The organism is Streptomyces sp. NPDC001796 (assembly GCF_042892355.1).
Taxonomy (GTDB): domain Bacteria; phylum Actinomycetota; class Actinomycetes; order Streptomycetales; family Streptomycetaceae; genus Streptomyces.
In genome coordinates, this window is the sequence record NZ_JBIAUC010000020.1 from 21,741 (window position 1) to 37,646 (window position 15,906).

Genomic DNA, 15,906 nt, shown 5'->3' on the forward strand with positions numbered 1-15,906 from the left:
CTATTGATGGTGACGCTCATGTCGTCTCCTGCCATCATGTGCCGGTGCATACGTCTCAGGGCAGTCAGAGCAACCGTGGCAGAGGCGTCGGGCTGGGGCTCGCGCTCGCGTCGGCGGTCGCCTTCGGTGGATCGGGTGTCGCGGCCAAGCCGCTGATCCAGGCGGGGCTCGACCCTCTGCACGTGGTCTGGCTGCGGGTCACGGGCGCGGCGCTCGTGATGCTGCCGCTCGCCGTACGCCACCGCGCCCTGCTGCGCCGCCGCCCCGCCCTGCTTGCCGGGTTCGGACTGCTCGCCGTCGCCGGCGTCCAGGCCTGTTACTTCGCCGCGCTGTCGCGGATACCCGTCGGTGTCGCCCTGCTCATCGAGTACCTGGCGCCCGCGCTCGTCCTCGGCTGGGTGCGCTTGGTGCAGCGGCGGCCGGTGGCGCGTGCCGCGGCGGTCGGTGTGGTCATCGCGGTCGGCGGGCTCGCCTGCGTCGTCGAGGTGTGGTCCGGGCTGGGCTTCGACCCGCTCGGGATACTGCTCGCGCTCGGCGCCGCCTGCTGCCAGGTCGGCTACTTCGTCCTGTCCGACCAGGGCAGCGAGGCGGGCGACCAGGCCCCCGACCCGCTCGGCGTCATCGCGTACGGACTGCTCGTCGGGGCCGCCGTGCTCACCGTCGTCGCCCGTCCCTGGACCATGGACTGGCCGGTGCTCACCGGAACCGCGGACATGAACGGCACGCGTGTACCGGCCGTCCTCCTCCTGGCCTGGATCGTGCTGATCGCCACGGTCCTCGCCTACGTCACCGGCGTGCTGTCCGTGCGCCGGCTCTCGCCCCAGGTGGCGGGCGTGGTGGCCTGCCTCGAAGCGGTCATCGCCACCGTGCTGGCCTGGGTGCTGCTCGGCGAGCACCTCTCGGCGCCGCAGATCATCGGCGGTGCGGTGGTCCTGGTGGGCGCGTTCATCGCCCAGTCCTCGGCGCCCGTGCAGGGCTCCGTGGAGCCCGTCGCGAGCGCCGGCCCGGAAGAGGAAAGTGAGTTGTCGGCCCGCGAAGCCGCCGCCTAGGGTACGGATCATGCATTCGGACGCACTCGTTCTTCCGCCTCCGGCCGCCTGAGGCGGGCCCTCCGGAAACCGCGCCCGGCCCACCGCCGGGCGCAGTGGTGTGCTGCCCGCAGAAGAAGTCCACGGACCCGCGCATGACGGGTCCCCCGCCGAACTTCTGCACCTTTGCGGAGACAACTCGTGTCGAATGCTGCCTCCGGCCTGCCCGTCGGGCGAGGCCTTCTCTACCTGATCGTCGCCGGTACCGCCTGGGGTACCGCGGGCGCGGCCGCGTCCCTGGTCTACCGTGCCAGTGACATGGGCCCTGTCGCCCTGTCCTTCTGGCGCTGCGCGGCCGGGCTCGTGCTGCTGGTCGCCGTCCGCCTGCTGCGCCCGGGTGCGGCCCGGACCGCCGCACCCGGGCCGCTCGGCCGCCGGGCGTTGCGGGCCTGTGCCACCGGGCTGGGGCTCGCCGTCTTCCAGACCGCCTACTTCGCGGCCGTCTCCGCCACCGGGCTCGCGGTGGCGACCGTCGTCACCCTCGGCGCCGGGCCCGTCCTGATCGCCCTCGGCGCCCGCCTCACCCTGGGGGAGCGGCTCGGAGGCGGCGGGGTGGCCGCCGTCGCCGGGGCGCTCGCCGGGCTCGGGGTGCTCGTGCTCGGCGGTGGCGGCGCGACCGTGCGTCCGTGGGGTGTGCTGCTCGCGGTCGTGTCGGCGGCCGGCTACAGCGTCATGACACTGCTCACCCGATGGTGGGGGCGCGGCGGCGCGGCCGACGGGTCCGCCACGACCGTGTCGGCGTTCGCGGTCACCAGTCTGTGCCTGCTGCCGTTCGCACTGGACGAGGGGCTGCTCCCGCACGCCGCCCACCCCGCCGTGCTGGTGGGGCTGTTGGCGTACATCGCCGCGGTGCCCACGGCCCTGGCCTACGCCCTCTACTTCGCGGGCGCGGCTGTCGTACGGTCCGCCACCGTGTCCGTGATCATGCTGCTCGAGCCGGTCGGCGCGGCGGTCCTGGCCATCGCCCTGCTCGGTGAGCGGCTCACGACGGCGACGCTCGCCGGCACGGCACTGATGCTCGGCTCGGTCGCGGGGCTGGCGCTCGCGGAGACGCGGCAGGCGCGGGCGGCGGAGGAGGAAGCAGTCCCGGTGTGACGGGACCGAGGGGCGCGGGCTCCACAAAGCCGTGCAGGAGCCCGCACCGGCGCCTCACCGGTCCGGGGACCACACTCCCCGCCTGCGCAACTGGTGCTCCCGGGCCACCCCGTCCCGCACGCCGCCCCGCGCCCCGAGGCCCGCCACGATCCGGTCCTGCACCTCTTCCGCCTTGTGGCTCGCGTACTTGAACTTCGCCCGGACGTCGGTCACTTCGAGACGCAGACCGCGGATCCCGGACAGCATGCGCCCGTACGGCGCCTCGCCCGCCGCCGCCCGTGCGGAGCCGCCCTCCGGCTGGAAGTGGCCCATCTGGCGGTTCAGCAGCTCCGCCTTGCCGGCCGCGTCGTCCACCACATGGGCGATGCACCGGAGCTGGACGGCCGCGTAGAAACTCGTCGGCACGCCGTGCTCGGACGGGGTGCCGACCGGGGCCTGCCAAGGGCCGGGCACATAGACATAGTCGTCGACCACGCTGAGCAGTACCCGGGGGTTCGCCTCCAGAGAGGTCCAGAGCGGGTTGGGGCGGGCGAGGTGGGTGACGGCCTCGCCGCGCCCGGCGTCGTACGCGAAGTGCAGCGGCTGCACGTACGGCGGCTCGCCCGGCGGTCCGTTCACGGCGAGCTGCCCGAAGTCATGGGCGGCCAGCCAGCCTTGCCACTCCGTGTCGTCGCGGGGCGCGTCCCAGGGATGGATCAGCATCACAGGGCCGCCAGGTAGTCCGGCACGCCGGTGCCGGGTGCCAGGCCGGCGTCCGGGAGCGGGGTGCCGTACTCCCTGCGGACCGGGACCACGCCGGCCCAGTGGGGGAGTGAGAGGTCCTCGGGCTCGTCGTTCACGCCACCGGTGCGGAGCTTGGCGGAGACCTCCTCCAGGTCGAGGCGGATCACGGCGGTGGCGGCCAGCTCCTTCTTGTTGGCGGGCCGGGAGTCGTGTGAGCGGCCCGCCACCACATGGTCGATCATCGCGTCCAGGGCCGTCCGCTTCTCCTCCGGGTCCGTGACCTGGTGGGCGATGCCGTGCACCACCACGGAGCGGTAGTTGATCGAGTGGTGGAAGGCCGAGCGGGCCAGGACCAGGCCGTCGACGTGCGTCACCGTCAGGCAGACCGGAAGCCCCGGGTCGGCCTCGCCGGTCATCCGCAGCGGGCGCGAGCCGGTCGAACCGTGGACGTACAGCCGCTCGCCGACCCGGCCGTACAGCGTGGGAAGCACGACCGGCGCGCCGTCGCGGACGTAGCCGAGATGGCAGACGTAGCCCTCGTCGAGTATCGCGTGCACCAGTTCCCTGTCGTACGAGGCACGGTCCGCGGAGCGCGTGGGGACGGTGCGGTCGGTCGAGGTGTAGGCGGGCCGCGGTGTCGGCTGTCGGTTTCCCTGCATGTGCGCCCCTTGCATGTGCGCCCTCCATTGCACTAGTGCATAATTTGTTTTGTGCTAGGAGAATATAGGTTCACAGGGCGGCGTGCGACGGAGATTGCGGCCGACGTCGAGCGGGCGGTGAGTGCCGGGGAGCTGGAGCCGGGTCAACTTCTGCCACCCCAGAGGGAGTTGGCCCTCGAGTTGGGTGTCAATCCGAACACCGTGGCGGCCGCGTACCGCATCCTGCGTGAGCGCGGAGTCATCGAGACCGCCGGACGCCGCGGGAGCCGGGTACGGCCCGCGCCGGCCACGACGGGCCGGGACCACATCCGTGTGGACGTGCCCGAGGGCGTACGCGACGTGTCGAGCGGCAACCCGGATCCGGCGCTGCTGCCCCCGCTGGCGGAGGCGTTCGCGTCGGCCGCCGCCGAGGGCGACCGCGCACCGGTGCTGTACGGCGACGTCGCCGTGGAACCGGAGCTTGCGCGGCTCGCGCGGGCCGCCCTGGACTCCGACGGGGTGCCGGACGGCCCGCTCGCCGTCGTCTCCGGATCCCTCGACGCCGTCGAGCGGGTGCTCGCCGCCCATCTGAAGACCGGGGACGCCGTCGCCGTCGAGGACCCCGGCTGGGGCAGGACCCTGGACCTCGTGCCGGCACTCGGGCTGCGCACGGTTCCGGTCGGCGTCGACGACGAGGGGCCGCTGCCCGGCGCCGTACGCGTGGCCCTGGAGGCCGGCGCGCGCGCCCTCATCGTCACGGACCGGGCGCAGAACCCGACCGGCGCCGCGGTGAGCGCCTCCCGCGCGCGTGCCCTGTGTTCCGTGCTGCGGGACCATCCGGGAACCCTGCTCATCGAGGACGACCACGGGCACGGGATCGTCGACGTGCCCCTCCACCCCCTCGCCGGAGCCACCCGGCACTGGTCCCTCGTCCGCTCGGTCGCCAAGGCGTACGGCCCCGATCTGCGGCTCGCGGTGCTCACCGGGGACACCGTCACCATGGACCGGGTGCGCGGGAGGCAGCGGCTCGGGCCCGGCTGGGTGAGCCTGCTCGTGCAGCGGGCGGTGGTCCGTCTGTGGACGGAGGACGCGGTGGACGCGCGAGCGGTCGCCGCGGAGTACGGGCGGCGCCGCGGCGCGCTGATCGACGCGCTGGCCGAGCGCGGTGTCGCGGCCCACGGCGTCACAGGCATGAACGTGTGGGTGCCGGTGCCCGACGAGACCGGAGCGGTCGCCCGGCTGCTGCACGCCGGCTGGGCCGTCGCGCCGGGCGCCCGCTTCCGGTTGAGCGCGCCGCCCGGCATCCGGATCACCGTCTCGACCCTGACCGCGGACGACACCGGGCCCCTGGCGGACGCGATCGCCTCCGCCGTGGGCCCGGCCCCTGCCCGTGGTTACGTCTAGCGCTCGGCCTTGGGACGGGACTGGGTCAGCGCCGCGCCCGCCAGGACGATCAGCGCACCGACCGGCGTCGACCAGGTCAGCGGCTCGTCCAGGACCGCCACGCCCGCCGCGATGGCGACGACCGGGACGAAGTAGGTGACCATCTGCGCCGTCGTGGGGCCGACCTCGGCGACCAGGCCGTACTGGACCAGCATCGCCACACCCGTGCCGAGCGCGCCCAGCGCGGCGATGGCCAGCAGGGGCAGGACCGCGACGTGCGCGGGCAGGGTGGTGAAGACCGGCGTGACGACGGCCAGTTGCAGCATGGCCAGCAGCAACTGACCGCCCGTCAGCGAAAGATGGGAGTGGGTGGAACCGGCCAGGGTGCGGCGGACGTAGATCCAGCCCACCGGGTAGCTCAGCGAGGCGAGCAGGGCCAGCGCCGTGCCCGTCAGGTCCAGGCCGTGGAAGCCCTGCCAGGCGCCGAGCACCGTCAGCACGCCGAGGAAGCCGATGCCGAGCCCTGCCACCCGGCGCCGCGTCGGCCGGTCCTCCGAGAGCGCCACCAGGGACAGGGCCATGCCCCACAGCGGCGAGGTCGCGTTGCAGATCCCGGCGAGCGTCGACGGGATCGTCAGCTCGGCGTAGGCGAAGAGAGAGAACGGCAGCGCGTTGAGGAGGAACCCCGCGACCGCCAGATGTCCCCAGGTGCGGGCGGAGCGCGGCAGGCGCTCGCGCTTGACCGCCATGGCGACGGCGAGCACCGCCGTGCCGAAGACCAGGCGACCGAGCGTGACCTGGAAGGGTGCGTACGCCTCGGTGCCGACCTTGATGAACAGGAAGCTGAAACCCCAGATCAGCGAGAGGACACCGAAGCGGATCCGCCAGTCGAGGGCGGCCCGGCGGCGCGGGGTGGTGGGGGCGGTGACGGTTCGCGGAGTGGAGACGGTGCTCATGGCCCCCACGATGACCCAGCCGATCTCGTAGCACAATCGAGATTTCGCACCCGGTATCTCGTAGTATCACTTATATGTTGAACCTCGAGCGTCTGCGCACCCTCGACGCCCTCGCCCGGCACGGCTCGGTCAGCGGCGCCGCCGAGGGGCTGCACGTGACCACCTCGGCCGTCTCCCAGCAGATGGCCAAGCTGGAGCGCGAGGTGGGGCAGCAGCTGCTGGCCAGGAACGGGCGCGGGGTGCGGCTCACGGACGCGGGCCGGCTGCTCGCCGAGCACGCGGCGCGGATCCTGTCGCAGGTCGAACTCGCCCAGGCCGACCTGGAGGCACAGCGCGGGCAGGTGGCCGGCGAACTGCGCCTGTCGGCCTTCCCCACCGCCGCCCGCGGACTGTTCCCCACCGCGCTGGCCGCGCTGCGCGCCGACCATCCCGCGCTGCGGCTGCGTTCGAGCGAGCTGGAACCCGAGGAGGCGGTGGCCGGCGTGGTGCGCGGCGACCTGGACCTCGCGGTCGTCCTCGACTGGTACAACAAGCCGATGCCGCTGCCGGACGGCCTGGTGAAGGCGGCGATCCTGGACGATCCGGCGGACGTGGCGATGCCGGCCCGGCACCGGCTCGCCGACCGGGCGGAGGTCGGCCTGGAGGAGTTCGCCGAGGACGAGTGGATCACGTGGGGCGACGGCGAGTTCTGCCATGAGTGGCTCATGTTCACCCTGCGCTCCAAGGGCATCGAGCCGTGCGTCGGGCACCGCGCCGGGGAGACGCACACCCAGCTGGGCCTGGTCGCCGCCGGGCTCGGGGTGTGCATCGCACCGCGCCTCGGACGCGACCCGGTGCCGGCGGGGGTGGTGACCGTGCCCGTGCGGCAGCAGATGCGACGGCACGTCTACGTGGTGTGGCGGGCCGACGCCGACCGCCGCCCCTCGATCAGGGCGGCGGTGGAGGCGTTGCGCGCGGCAGGCGAGGCCGTCACGGCCCGGGTGAGCGGATAGGGGGCCTACCCGCCCAGCTTGCGGAAGTCCCAGGAGACGATCTTCGTCGGGGTCAGCCGGATCCAGGCGTGTCGGCCGTCGTGCGGCATCTCCTCCAGGCCGAAGTTCTTGCGGGCGAACAGCATCTCCGGCACGTCGAGTTCCGCGCACAGCTCCCCGGTGCGCGGTGTCTCGCCGACGAACTCCGCCGTGCCGGACAGCTCGGCGCCCCGCAGCTGGTCGTACTCCTCACCCGTGTCCACCACGACGGCGATCCGCCGATCGCGGCGCAGATCCGCCCACCGCTTGCTGCGCACGACCGAGTAGAGCCACAGCGAGGTCCCGTCCCAGACGTACCACAGGGCGCTGACGTGCGGAGCGCCGTCGGCGGACACGGTCGCCACGCGGCAGGTGCGCTGGCCGGCGAGGAACTCGTCCAGCTCACCCGGTGTCATCATGATCTTCCGGCCCCGGCGCTGCGTGGTGACGGTCATGCGGCCCCCTCTTCTTCTCCCACGTCGTGTCAGAGAGATCCTCTGACATCACGTCAGAAAAGAATGGGTCCTCTTCCGTCCGTCCGCAATGGTCGTTAGCCTCGCCGCCTCGGAACGTCGACGACAGGGGGAGCCATGCCGTCGCGCGAACGCCTCAGGGACCTCCTGGACCTTCCGGCCACGGTGCTGCTCACCGTCGAGTGCCAGCAGGGTGTCCTGGGCCCGGACGGCGCGCTGCCCGAACTGGCCCGCGAGGCCCGCTCCTCGGGGGCGCTCGCCAACGTCGCCCGGCTGGTCGCCGCCGCCCACGAGGGCGGGGTGCAGGTGATCCACGCGATCGCCGAACGCCGCCCGGACGGGCGCGGCGCCAGCCGCAACGCCCGTCTCTTCCGCGCGGCCGAACGGCTGCCGGTCCAGCAGCTGACCGGGACCAGGGCGGTGCGGGTCGCGGCGCCCATCGAGGTGCGGGAAGAGGACCTCGTCGTCCGCCGTCTGCACGGACTGTCGCCCCTCGCGGGCACCGAGGTCGACGCGCTGCTGCGCAACCTGGGCTGTCGCACCCTGATAGTGACCGGTGTCTCGGCCAACGTCGCGATCCCCAACACGGTGTTCGACGCCGTCAACCGCGGCTACACCGCGGTGGTGGCCGCGGACGCCATCGCGGGGCTGCCCACCGACTACACCCCCGCGATGATCCGCCACACCCTCGCCCTGGTCGCCACCATCACGACCACCGACGAGCTGCTGACCTGCCTGGCACCACCGCGTCGAGCGGCCGGCCACTAGCGGACGTCAGGCCAGCTTGATCTCGTCGCCGGAGACGGAGATCTTCGCGGCGGACAGGGGCTGGGTCGCCGGGCCCTTCTTCACGCTGCCGTCGGTCGCCGAGAACTGGCTGCCGTGACACGGGCAGCTGATCACGCCGTTCGAGATGTCCTTCACCGCGCAGCCCGCGTGGGTGCACTTGGAGGAGAAGGCCTTGAACGTGCCCGCCGACGGCTGGGTCACCACCACGCCCTGGTCGGCGAAGACCTTGCCGCCGCCCTCGGGGATGTCCGAGGTCTTGGCCAGGGCGGTGCCGCCGGAACCGGCCGCGGCGCCGTCACCCCCGCCCGTGGTGGCGGTGCTCGCGCTGCTGTTGCCGTTGCCCTGTGAACCGGCCGGACTCGACGACGACTTGTCGTCCGAGCCTCCGCACGCGGTCAGCGCGACGGCGAGCCCCGTCACGCCGGCCGCCGCCACGACGGTGCGGCGGGCAGGCGCCGAGACGGGCTGAAGCGATTCGCTGGTCATGCTGACGTTCCCTTCCACGGACGTTCCTAAATCTGTACGGAGGTACGGTCTGCGGGCACCGACCGTTCAGACCCCGTCGAGATCCTGACCTGTCCGGGATGAGCTAGGCGTAAAACACGCCTGTCGTTCCGCTGTCAGATGGACACACGACCCCCTCGGGCCGCTCCGGCCGGCGCCGGTGCGGCCTCTTGGGGGGGCGGGGTCGAGCGGGTTGTTTCGTTCGTGCGTCAGCACTGCGGGCACGCCTGGGAGGGCGAGTACGAGATCCGGCACGTCCGGGACGCCGATGGACGCCCGTGCGCCCGGCACCACGTCACAAGCGGTCCGGGGGTATCCCGATAGCCTGGGAAAATGCTTACCGAACTGACAGTGACCCGCTACGTCACGCCCCTGCGTGAGGGCGGTTCGCTGCCGGGGCTCGTCGAGGCCGATGATCTCGGAACCTACGTCATGAAGTTCACCGGCGCCGGACAGGGCCGCAAGACGCTCGTCGCCGAGGTCGTCTGTGGCGAACTCGCCCGCCGGCTCGGCCTGCGCGTACCCGGTCTGGTGACCCTCGGCCTCGACCCGGTGCTGGGGCTCGGCGAACCCGACCAGGAGGTGCAGGAGCTGCTCAAGGCGAGCGGCGGACTGAATCTCGGCATGGGCTTCCTGAGCGGCGCGATCGGCTTCGACCCGCTCGCGTTCGGGGTCGAGCCGAAGGAGGCCGGGAGGATCGTGTGGTTCGACGCGCTGGTGGGCAACGTGGACCGCTCCTGGCGCAACCCCAACCTGCTGATGTGGCAGGGCGACCTGTGGCTCATCGACCACGGCGCGACCATGATCTGGCACCACAACTGGCCCGGCGCCGAGGCCTCCGCCGCGCGCCCCTACGACGCCTCCGACCACGCCCTCGCCCCGTTCGCGCCGGACGTCGAGGCTGCCGCCGCCGACCTCGCGCCCCTCGTCACCGAGGAACTGCTGGCCGAGGTGACGGCTCACGTCCCGGACGAGTGGCTGACCGGCGAGCCCGGCTTCGACACCCCGGAGGAACTGCGCCGGGCCTACGCACGGCCGCTGCTCGCCCGTGCCGCCGTCATCCACGAACGCATCCAGGGCCTTCGGACCCGTCAGGGGGACAAGTGAGCGAGCGGGACGTCTTCGAGTACGCGCTGCTGCGGGTCGTACCGCGGATCGAGCGCGGCGAGTGCATCAACGCGGGGGTACTGGTGTACTGCCGCGCCAAGTCGTTCGTCGCCGCCCGCACGCACCTCGACGAGCGGAAACTGCTGGCCCTGGACCCGGACGCGGACGTCGCGGGCGTGCGGGCCGCGCTCAGTGCCGTCGAGGGCGTGTGCACGGGCGGCGCCGCGGCCGGGCAGGCGGCGCGCGACGACGCCGGGCGGCGTTTCCGCTGGCTGATCGCGCCGCGTTCCACGGTCGTGCAGCCCGGGCCCGTGCACACCGGGTTGACCGCCGACCCGGCGGCCGAGGCCGAGCGGTTGCTGGGCCTCCTGGTGAGGTAATGGATCACACGCGCCGGGTGTGCCGTTGACACCGGGTGCCAGGGCTTCTAGCGTCACGTCTACTGAAGGTACTAAGCGGTCGCTCACCGAGGGCGCACCGTCAGCCGCAGACGCTTTTCAGCAGACGTTCCGAAGGTGTTCCAGGCTTTCCAAGGGCGAGGAGAACCAAGCAATGTCCACCACCGATCAGCGGGTCGCCGTCGTCACCGGCGCCGCACGCGGCATCGGCGCCGCCACCGCCGTACGACTGGCCGCCGAGGGCCGTGCCGTCGCGGTGATCGACCTCGACGAGGCCGCGTGCAAGGACACCGTCGAGAAGATCACCGCCGCCGGCGGCAAGGCCATCGCCGTCGGCTGCGACGTCTCGGACGAGTCCCAGGTCGAGGCGGCCGTCGCGCGGATCGCCGAGGAGCTGGGTGCGCCGACGATCCTCGTCAACAACGCGGGGGTGCTGCGCGACAACCTGCTGTTCAAGATGAGCGTCTCCGACTGGGACACCGTCATGAACGTCCACCTGCGCGGCGCCTTCCTGATGTCCCGGACCTGCCAGAAGCACATGGTCGACGCCGGTTTCGGCCGGATCGTCAACCTCTCCTCCTCCTCCGCGCTCGGCAACCGCGGCCAGGTGAACTACTCCGCCGCCAAGGCCGGTCTGCAGGGCTTCACCAAGACCCTGGCCAAGGAGCTCGGAAAGTTCGGCATCACCGCCAACGCCGTCGCTCCGGGCTTCATCGCCACCGAGATGACGAAGGCCACCGCCGAGCGCGTCGGGATGGGCTTCGAGGACTTCAAGGCGGCGGCCGCCACCCAGATCCCCGTGGCGCGGGTGGGTGAGCCCGAGGACATCGCGAACGCGATCGCCTTCTTCACGGGCGAGGCGGCCGGGTTCGTCTCCGGCCAGGTGCTGTACATCGCCGGCGGACCGCTCGACTAGGGCCGGGGGAGACGCGCACATGACTGAACTGCCCGCACTCTCCGGCAGGGTCGCCCTCATCACGGGCGGCAGCCGCGGCATCGGCTACGGCATCGCCGAGGCGTTCGTCGCCCGCGGCGACCGCGTCTGCATAACGGGACGCACCGAGGAGGCCCTGAAGGAGGCCGCCGAGAAGCTCGGCGCCGACCGCGTCATCGCAGTCGCCGGAAAGGCGCACGACGAGGACCACCAGGCCATCGCCGTGGAACGCACCATGGAGGCCTTCGGCCGGGTCGACTTCCTGGTCAACAACGCCGGGACCAACCCCGTGTTCGGCCCCATCGCCGACCTCGACCTGAACGTGGCCCGCAAGGTGTTCGAGACCAACGTCGTCTCGGCGCTCGGCTTCGCCCAGAGGACCTGGCACGCCTGGCAGAAGGACAACGGTGGCGCCATCGTCAACATCGCGTCCGTGGCGGGCCTGAACGCCTCGCCGTTCATCGGCGCGTACGGCATCAGCAAGGCCGCGATGATCAACCTGACCCTGCAGCTCGCGCACGAGTTCGCACCGAAGGTGCGGGTCAACGCCATCGCGCCGGCCGTGGTGAAGACCAAGTTCGCGCAGGCCCTGTACGAGGGCCGCGAGGAGGAGGCCGCCGCGTCCTATCCGCTGGGCCGGCTCGGCGTGCCCTCCGACATCGGCGGCGCCGCCGCGTTCCTGACCTCGGACCAGTCCGACTGGATCACCGGTCAGACGCTCGTCCTCGACGGCGGTCACTACCTGAACGCCGCGGTCTGACGGCCGGGCCCGTGACACGGGCCCGGCGGCACGGGCGCCCGTTGACACAACGGGTGCCCGTGCCGCTGTTCACGAGACATCCGGACAGATGACAACGTCGTCATGGAACGCGCTGGTCACAGCCCTTGCCCGACCCGGTCCGGTCGGCCGGGTGCTGCGGTAGGGTCTGCCGCCGACCCCTGGTACGGCAGATCGAGGAGTGTGCGCGTGTTCAACGGGAACCGTCTGCGTCGGCTGGCGGCGATCACGTCCCTGTCCCTGGTGGCCGGCTGCGGTGCGCTCTCCTCGGCGTCCTCCGACGACAAGGGGCCGATCGTCGTGGGCACCACCAGCGCGCCGAGCACCCTTGATCCCGCCGCGTCCTGGGACAGCTCCTGGGAGCTGTTCCGGAACGTCTACCAGACCCTGCTGAACTACCCCGACGGCGCGGTTCTGCCGGGGCCCGACGCCGCCGAGAGCTGCGGATTCACCGACCGGACGAACCTTGTCTACCGCTGTGTCCTGCGCAAGGGGCTGACGTTCTCCAACGGGGACAAGCTCGACGCCCGGTCCGTGAAGTACTCGATCGACCGGATCAAGCGGATCAATGTGTCCGGCGGCCCGGCGGGCCTGCTCGGCAGCCTCCAGCGGGTGGAGGTGAGAGGCGACCGGGAGGTCGTCTTCCACCTGAACGAACCGGACGCCACCTTCCCGTTCGTCCTCGCCACCCCGGCCATGTCGATCGTCGACCCGGCCGACTACCCCGCCACGCGGGTGCGCGACGACGGCGGGATCACCGGGTCGGGGCCGTACACGCTGCGGTCCTACGAGGACGGCAAGGAGGCCCGGCTCGTCCGGAACAGCCGCTACGAGGGTTACGCCGACCGCAAGAACGACGCCGTGACCATCCGGTACTTCCAGGACTCCGCCGGCATGGTCGACGCCCTGAAGAACCACAAGATCGACATCACCTACCGCGGTCTCGCCTCCTCCGACATCGTGGCCCTCCAGCGCCACGAGTCCTCGGGCGGCATCCAGCTCGTCGAGAACCCCGGCATCGAGATCAGCTACCTGGTGTTCAACCCGAAGGACCCGTGGGTCGGCAAGCTCGCCGTCCGCAAGGCCGTCGCCCAGGTGGTGGACCGGGCCGCGATCGCCCACAACGTCTACAAGGACACCGTCGAACCCCTCTACTCCATGGTCCCGGCGGGCCTGACCGGGCACACCACGCCCTTCTTCGACGACTACGGCGACCCCAGCGCCTCGAAGGCCCGCAAGATCCTCTCCGCGGCGGGCATCACCCAGCGGGTCCCGCTGACCCTGTGGTACACCACCGACCGGTACGGCTCCGAGACGGGCCCGGAGTTCCAGGCACTCAAGCAGCAACTCGAGAATTCCGGCCTCTTCCAGGTCATCCTCGAGAGCCGACCCTGGAAGACGTACGTGGACGGCTACCAGAAGGGCGAGTACCCGGTGTTCGGCCGGGGGTGGTTCCCCGACTTCCCGGACCCCGACAACTACATCGCGCCGTTCGTCGGCGAGCAGAACGCGCTGGGCACGCCCTATCCGTCGCCGGAGATCAGCAAGGTGCTGCTGCCTCAGTCGCGGCGCGAGAGCGACCGTGCCAACGTGGTCAAGGAGTTCCAGCAGGCCCAGCAGATCCTGGTCGACGACGCCCGGCTGCTGCCGCTGTGGCAGGGCAAGCAGTTCCTGGCCGCGAGCGAGGACATCTCCGGCGGGGAGCGGGCGCTGGACCCGTCGACGATCATGATGATGTGGGAGCTGTCCCGGAAGACCAGCTGGTAGCTGGACCCCAGGAGCGGGGGCCGCAAGCCGGTTGTCAGTGGTCGCCTGTAGGTTCCGTACCTGGAAGTGACCGCACATCGGAGGAAGTTGACGTGACCGACATCGCCATGCTGCCGGAGTCCTGGCGGGGCGTTCTGGGCGACGAACTGCAGCAGCCCTACTTCAAGGAGCTCGTGGAGTTCGTCGAGGACGAGCGTGCCAAGGGTCCCGTCTACCCTCCGCGCGAGGAGGTCTTCGCCGCGCTCGACGCCACGCCGTACGAGAAGGTGAAGGTGCTCGTCCTCGGCCAGGACCCGTACCACGGCGAGGGCCAGGGTCACGGCCTGTGCTTCTCCGTCCGCCCCGGGGTGAAGATCCCGCCCTCGCTGCGCAACATCTACAAGGAGATGCACGAGGAGCTGGGCACGCCGATCCCGGACAACGGCTACCTGATGCCGTGGGCCGAGCAGGGCGTGCTGCTGCTGAACGCGGTGCTGACCGTGCGCGGCGGCGAGGCGAACTCGCACAAGGGCAGGGGCTGGGAGAAGTTCACCGACGCGGTGATCCGTGCCGTGGCCGGACGGCCGGACCCGGCGGTGTTCGTGCTGTGGGGCAACTACGCGCAGAAGAAGCTGCCGCTGATCGACGAGACGCGGCATGCGGTGGTCAAGGGCGCGCACCCCTCGCCGCTGTCGGCGAAGAAGTTCTTCGGCTCCCGTCCGTTCACGCAGATCAACGAGGCGGTGGCCCGGCAGGGACACGAGCCGATCGACTGGACGATCCCGAACCTGGGCTGACGCCCGGGCAGACGAGGAGGCGAGGCCGGACGGCCGCGCGTAGGCGGAGGGCACGGCGGGGGTCCTCCGCGTGCGGCCGGTGGCCTTCGCCGGCCGGACCTGTCGTCACCGGCTTGGCCCAGTCCCGTACGGAGCTGCCTGAGCCTCATTGGCCGTGGCGACGGTTAGCGTCGTGATGACGGTGACGAGCATGGAGGGCGCGGTGGCGAAGCGACAGGAGCAGGCGGTGCCGGACGCCGTCATGACCCGCATCGGGCAGGTCGTCATGCTGCACCACGCCGGCGACCGCGAGGAGGCCCGGGACCGCTTCCTGGGGCTGTGGGCGGAGATCGGCGAGGACGGCGACCCGTTGCACCGCTGCACTCTGGCGCACTACATGGCGGACACCCAGGACGACCCGGCCGACGAACTCGCCTGGGATCTCAGAGCGCTGTCCGCCGCCGAGGAGCTCACCGGCGAGCGCCTCGCCGACCACGAGGGCGCTCTCGCGGCACACGCGTTGTACCCCTCGCTCCAGCTGAACCTGGCCGCCGACTATGTCAAGCTCGGCCGCCGTGAGGCGGCCCGCGCCCATCTGCGCCTGGCCCGGGCCGCGGTCGGCGCGCTCGGCGACGACGGCTACGGCGAGGGCATCAGAGCGGCGATCGGGCGTCTCGAGTGGCGGCTCGCGGCGCAGGAGGCGGAGGAACCGCCGTCCGGCAGACCCGGACCCGGTCCCGGGGACGGCCCGGGAGACGGGACTCCGGGGCCGCCGAGACGGCCGTAGGCGCTGTCGTCACATTCCCGTCGTCCGTTCGGAGGGCGGGCCGCGCGGCGGCGACGGGGTGCCCTCGGGAGCACGTCCGAGCGTGGGGGAGTCGGCGACCGACGACAGCGCGGCCGGGGCCCCCACGCCCTTGGGACAGCGGGGGAGCGCGTACCGGGCCCACACGGCGGGCGGGAATCCGGCGGCAGGGCTTGGGGCTCAGCGCCCGTATGTGTCCCGGCAGATGGTCGCCTCTGGGCTGTCCGGCTTCCATCCCCCGTACCTGCGGCCGAGCGCGCACACGCCCGTGTCCTTGGGGAACGCGTCGGAGATGGCCGGCGGTACCTCGACTTGGGGAGCCGGGCGGGTCTGCTTCGGCGGCGGGGCCGCCGCGGTGCGGTGCGGCTCGGGCCGCACCGCGCGGTCCGGGGTGGCCGGGGGCGGCGACGGGCGGGGGGAGGGGCCGACCATCTCCAGCGCCTCCCGCGCCGGCGCCTGGACGACGCGTGGTTCACCGCTGCCGTCGGGGCGCGGCGATGAGGGACGCGAGGACGCAGGCGGCGGGCCGGGATTCGGCGGTCGCTGGACGGTCACACAGCCGGCGAGGGCCGAGACGGCCACGGAGACCAGGAGCGTTGCGGTCGTCGTCGTTCGGTGCACGCGCGCAACTCTGCTGCGTCCGCGCCGCTTTGGGGAGCAGACGGGCGCAGGATGCCCCGCACGGGTGATCCGTGGCCCCGTA

General features: G+C 72.0%; 18 protein-coding genes. 12 read left to right on the plus strand and 6 right to left on the minus strand.

Going from position 1 to position 15,906, the window contains the following annotated elements; translation table 11 throughout:
- Positions 1 to 38: 38 nt before the first annotated feature.
- Both ACFYZE_RS29540 and ACFYZE_RS29545 read left to right on the plus strand, forming a co-directional pair.
- Entirely contained in the window at positions 39 to 1,049 is a 1,011-nt protein-coding gene (locus tag ACFYZE_RS29540; protein WP_389000510.1) for a DMT family transporter, read from the plus strand.
- A gap of 180 nt (positions 1,050 to 1,229) precedes the next feature.
- The gene (locus ACFYZE_RS29545) at positions 1,230 to 2,183 is read left to right on the plus strand and encodes a DMT family transporter (protein WP_389000512.1); all 954 of its coding nucleotides are present in this window, start codon (positions 1,230 to 1,232) and stop codon (positions 2,181 to 2,183) included.
- 54 nt (positions 2,184 to 2,237) lie between these two features.
- Here the strand turns inward: ACFYZE_RS29545 and ACFYZE_RS29550 are convergent, their stop codons facing one another.
- Positions 2,238 to 2,885 (minus strand): FMN-binding negative transcriptional regulator, encoded by a 648-nt coding sequence (locus ACFYZE_RS29550; RefSeq protein WP_389000515.1) that lies wholly within the window; start codon positions 2,883 to 2,885, stop codon positions 2,238 to 2,240.
- Positions 2,885 to 3,565 (minus strand): pyridoxamine 5'-phosphate oxidase family protein, encoded by a 681-nt coding sequence (locus ACFYZE_RS29555; RefSeq protein ID WP_389000518.1) that lies wholly within the window; start codon positions 3,563 to 3,565, stop codon positions 2,885 to 2,887. Before ACFYZE_RS29555 ends, ACFYZE_RS29550 begins: the two co-directional genes overlap by 1 nt.
- 51 nt (positions 3,566 to 3,616) lie before the next feature.
- Here ACFYZE_RS29555 and ACFYZE_RS29560 point away from each other — a divergent pair, with 51 nt between their 5' ends.
- Positions 3,617 to 4,948 carry an aminotransferase class I/II-fold pyridoxal phosphate-dependent enzyme gene (locus ACFYZE_RS29560; RefSeq protein ID WP_389000521.1) on the plus strand — a complete coding sequence of 444 codons (1,332 nt, stop codon included), beginning with the start codon at positions 3,617 to 3,619 and terminating at the stop codon, positions 4,946 to 4,948.
- Here ACFYZE_RS29560 and ACFYZE_RS29565 read toward each other — a convergent pair.
- Positions 4,945 to 5,883, minus strand: a complete 939-nt coding sequence (locus ACFYZE_RS29565; RefSeq protein WP_389000524.1) for a DMT family transporter — start codon at positions 5,881 to 5,883, stop codon at positions 4,945 to 4,947. The genes ACFYZE_RS29560 and ACFYZE_RS29565 overlap by 4 nt on opposite strands.
- Before the next feature lie 74 nt (positions 5,884 to 5,957).
- On the opposite strand from ACFYZE_RS29565, the gene ACFYZE_RS29570 reads away from it, so the two are divergent.
- Complete coding sequence (locus tag ACFYZE_RS29570) at positions 5,958 to 6,875, plus strand: LysR substrate-binding domain-containing protein (RefSeq protein WP_389000527.1); 918 nt, start codon at positions 5,958 to 5,960, stop codon at positions 6,873 to 6,875.
- Between the two features lie 5 nt (positions 6,876 to 6,880).
- Here ACFYZE_RS29570 and ACFYZE_RS29575 read toward each other — a convergent pair whose 3' ends face one another.
- Complete coding sequence (locus ACFYZE_RS29575) at positions 6,881 to 7,348, minus strand: pyridoxamine 5'-phosphate oxidase family protein (protein ID WP_200423521.1); 468 nt, start codon at positions 7,346 to 7,348, stop codon at positions 6,881 to 6,883.
- A 135-nt stretch (positions 7,349 to 7,483) separates the two neighbouring features.
- On the opposite strand from ACFYZE_RS29575, the gene ACFYZE_RS29580 reads away from it, so the two are divergent.
- Entirely contained in the window at positions 7,484 to 8,134 is a 651-nt protein-coding gene (locus tag ACFYZE_RS29580) for a cysteine hydrolase (RefSeq protein WP_389000530.1), read from the plus strand.
- A gap of 6 nt (positions 8,135 to 8,140) precedes the next feature.
- On the opposite strand, the gene ACFYZE_RS29585 is transcribed toward ACFYZE_RS29580, so the two are convergent.
- On the minus strand, positions 8,141 to 8,641 hold the full coding sequence (locus ACFYZE_RS29585; RefSeq protein WP_389000533.1) for a Rieske (2Fe-2S) protein: 501 nt from the start codon (positions 8,639 to 8,641) through the stop codon (positions 8,141 to 8,143).
- Positions 8,642 to 8,992: 351 nt separating this feature from the next.
- Here ACFYZE_RS29585 and ACFYZE_RS29590 point away from each other — a divergent pair, with 351 nt between their 5' ends.
- The 7 genes from ACFYZE_RS29590 to ACFYZE_RS29620 all read left to right on the plus strand — a co-directional run bounded on the left by ACFYZE_RS29590 (position 8,993) and on the right by ACFYZE_RS29620 (position 15,185).
- The gene (locus ACFYZE_RS29590; protein WP_389000536.1) at positions 8,993 to 9,766 is read left to right on the plus strand and encodes a HipA family kinase; all 774 of its coding nucleotides are present in this window, start codon (positions 8,993 to 8,995) and stop codon (positions 9,764 to 9,766) included.
- Positions 9,763 to 10,146, plus strand: coding sequence for a DUF3037 domain-containing protein (locus ACFYZE_RS29595; RefSeq protein WP_389000539.1), 384 nt, complete (start codon positions 9,763 to 9,765; stop codon positions 10,144 to 10,146). Before ACFYZE_RS29590 ends, ACFYZE_RS29595 begins: the two co-directional genes overlap by 4 nt.
- A gap of 172 nt (positions 10,147 to 10,318) precedes the next feature.
- Positions 10,319 to 11,080: a 3-oxoacyl-ACP reductase FabG gene (gene fabG, locus ACFYZE_RS29600; protein WP_389000542.1), complete on the plus strand. Its 762-nt coding sequence runs from the start codon at positions 10,319 to 10,321 to the stop codon at positions 11,078 to 11,080.
- A gap of 19 nt (positions 11,081 to 11,099) precedes the next feature.
- Positions 11,100 to 11,858, plus strand: coding sequence for an SDR family oxidoreductase (locus ACFYZE_RS29605; protein WP_389000545.1), 759 nt, complete (start codon positions 11,100 to 11,102; stop codon positions 11,856 to 11,858).
- A gap of 201 nt (positions 11,859 to 12,059) precedes the next feature.
- Positions 12,060 to 13,643: an ABC transporter substrate-binding protein gene (locus ACFYZE_RS29610; protein ID WP_389000548.1), complete on the plus strand. Its 1,584-nt coding sequence runs from the start codon at positions 12,060 to 12,062 to the stop codon at positions 13,641 to 13,643.
- 92 nt (positions 13,644 to 13,735) lie between these two features.
- The gene (gene ung, locus ACFYZE_RS29615) at positions 13,736 to 14,419 is read left to right on the plus strand and encodes a uracil-DNA glycosylase (RefSeq protein ID WP_103840227.1); all 684 of its coding nucleotides are present in this window, start codon (positions 13,736 to 13,738) and stop codon (positions 14,417 to 14,419) included.
- 202 nt (positions 14,420 to 14,621) lie between these two features.
- Positions 14,622 to 15,185 carry a hypothetical protein gene (locus ACFYZE_RS29620; protein ID WP_389000551.1) on the plus strand — a complete coding sequence of 188 codons (564 nt, stop codon included), beginning with the start codon at positions 14,622 to 14,624 and terminating at the stop codon, positions 15,183 to 15,185.
- A gap of 198 nt (positions 15,186 to 15,383) precedes the next feature.
- Here the strand turns inward: ACFYZE_RS29620 and ACFYZE_RS29625 are convergent, their stop codons facing one another.
- Positions 15,384 to 15,824, minus strand: a complete 441-nt coding sequence (locus tag ACFYZE_RS29625; RefSeq protein WP_389000554.1) for a hypothetical protein — start codon at positions 15,822 to 15,824, stop codon at positions 15,384 to 15,386.
- Positions 15,825 to 15,906 lie beyond the last annotated feature (82 nt).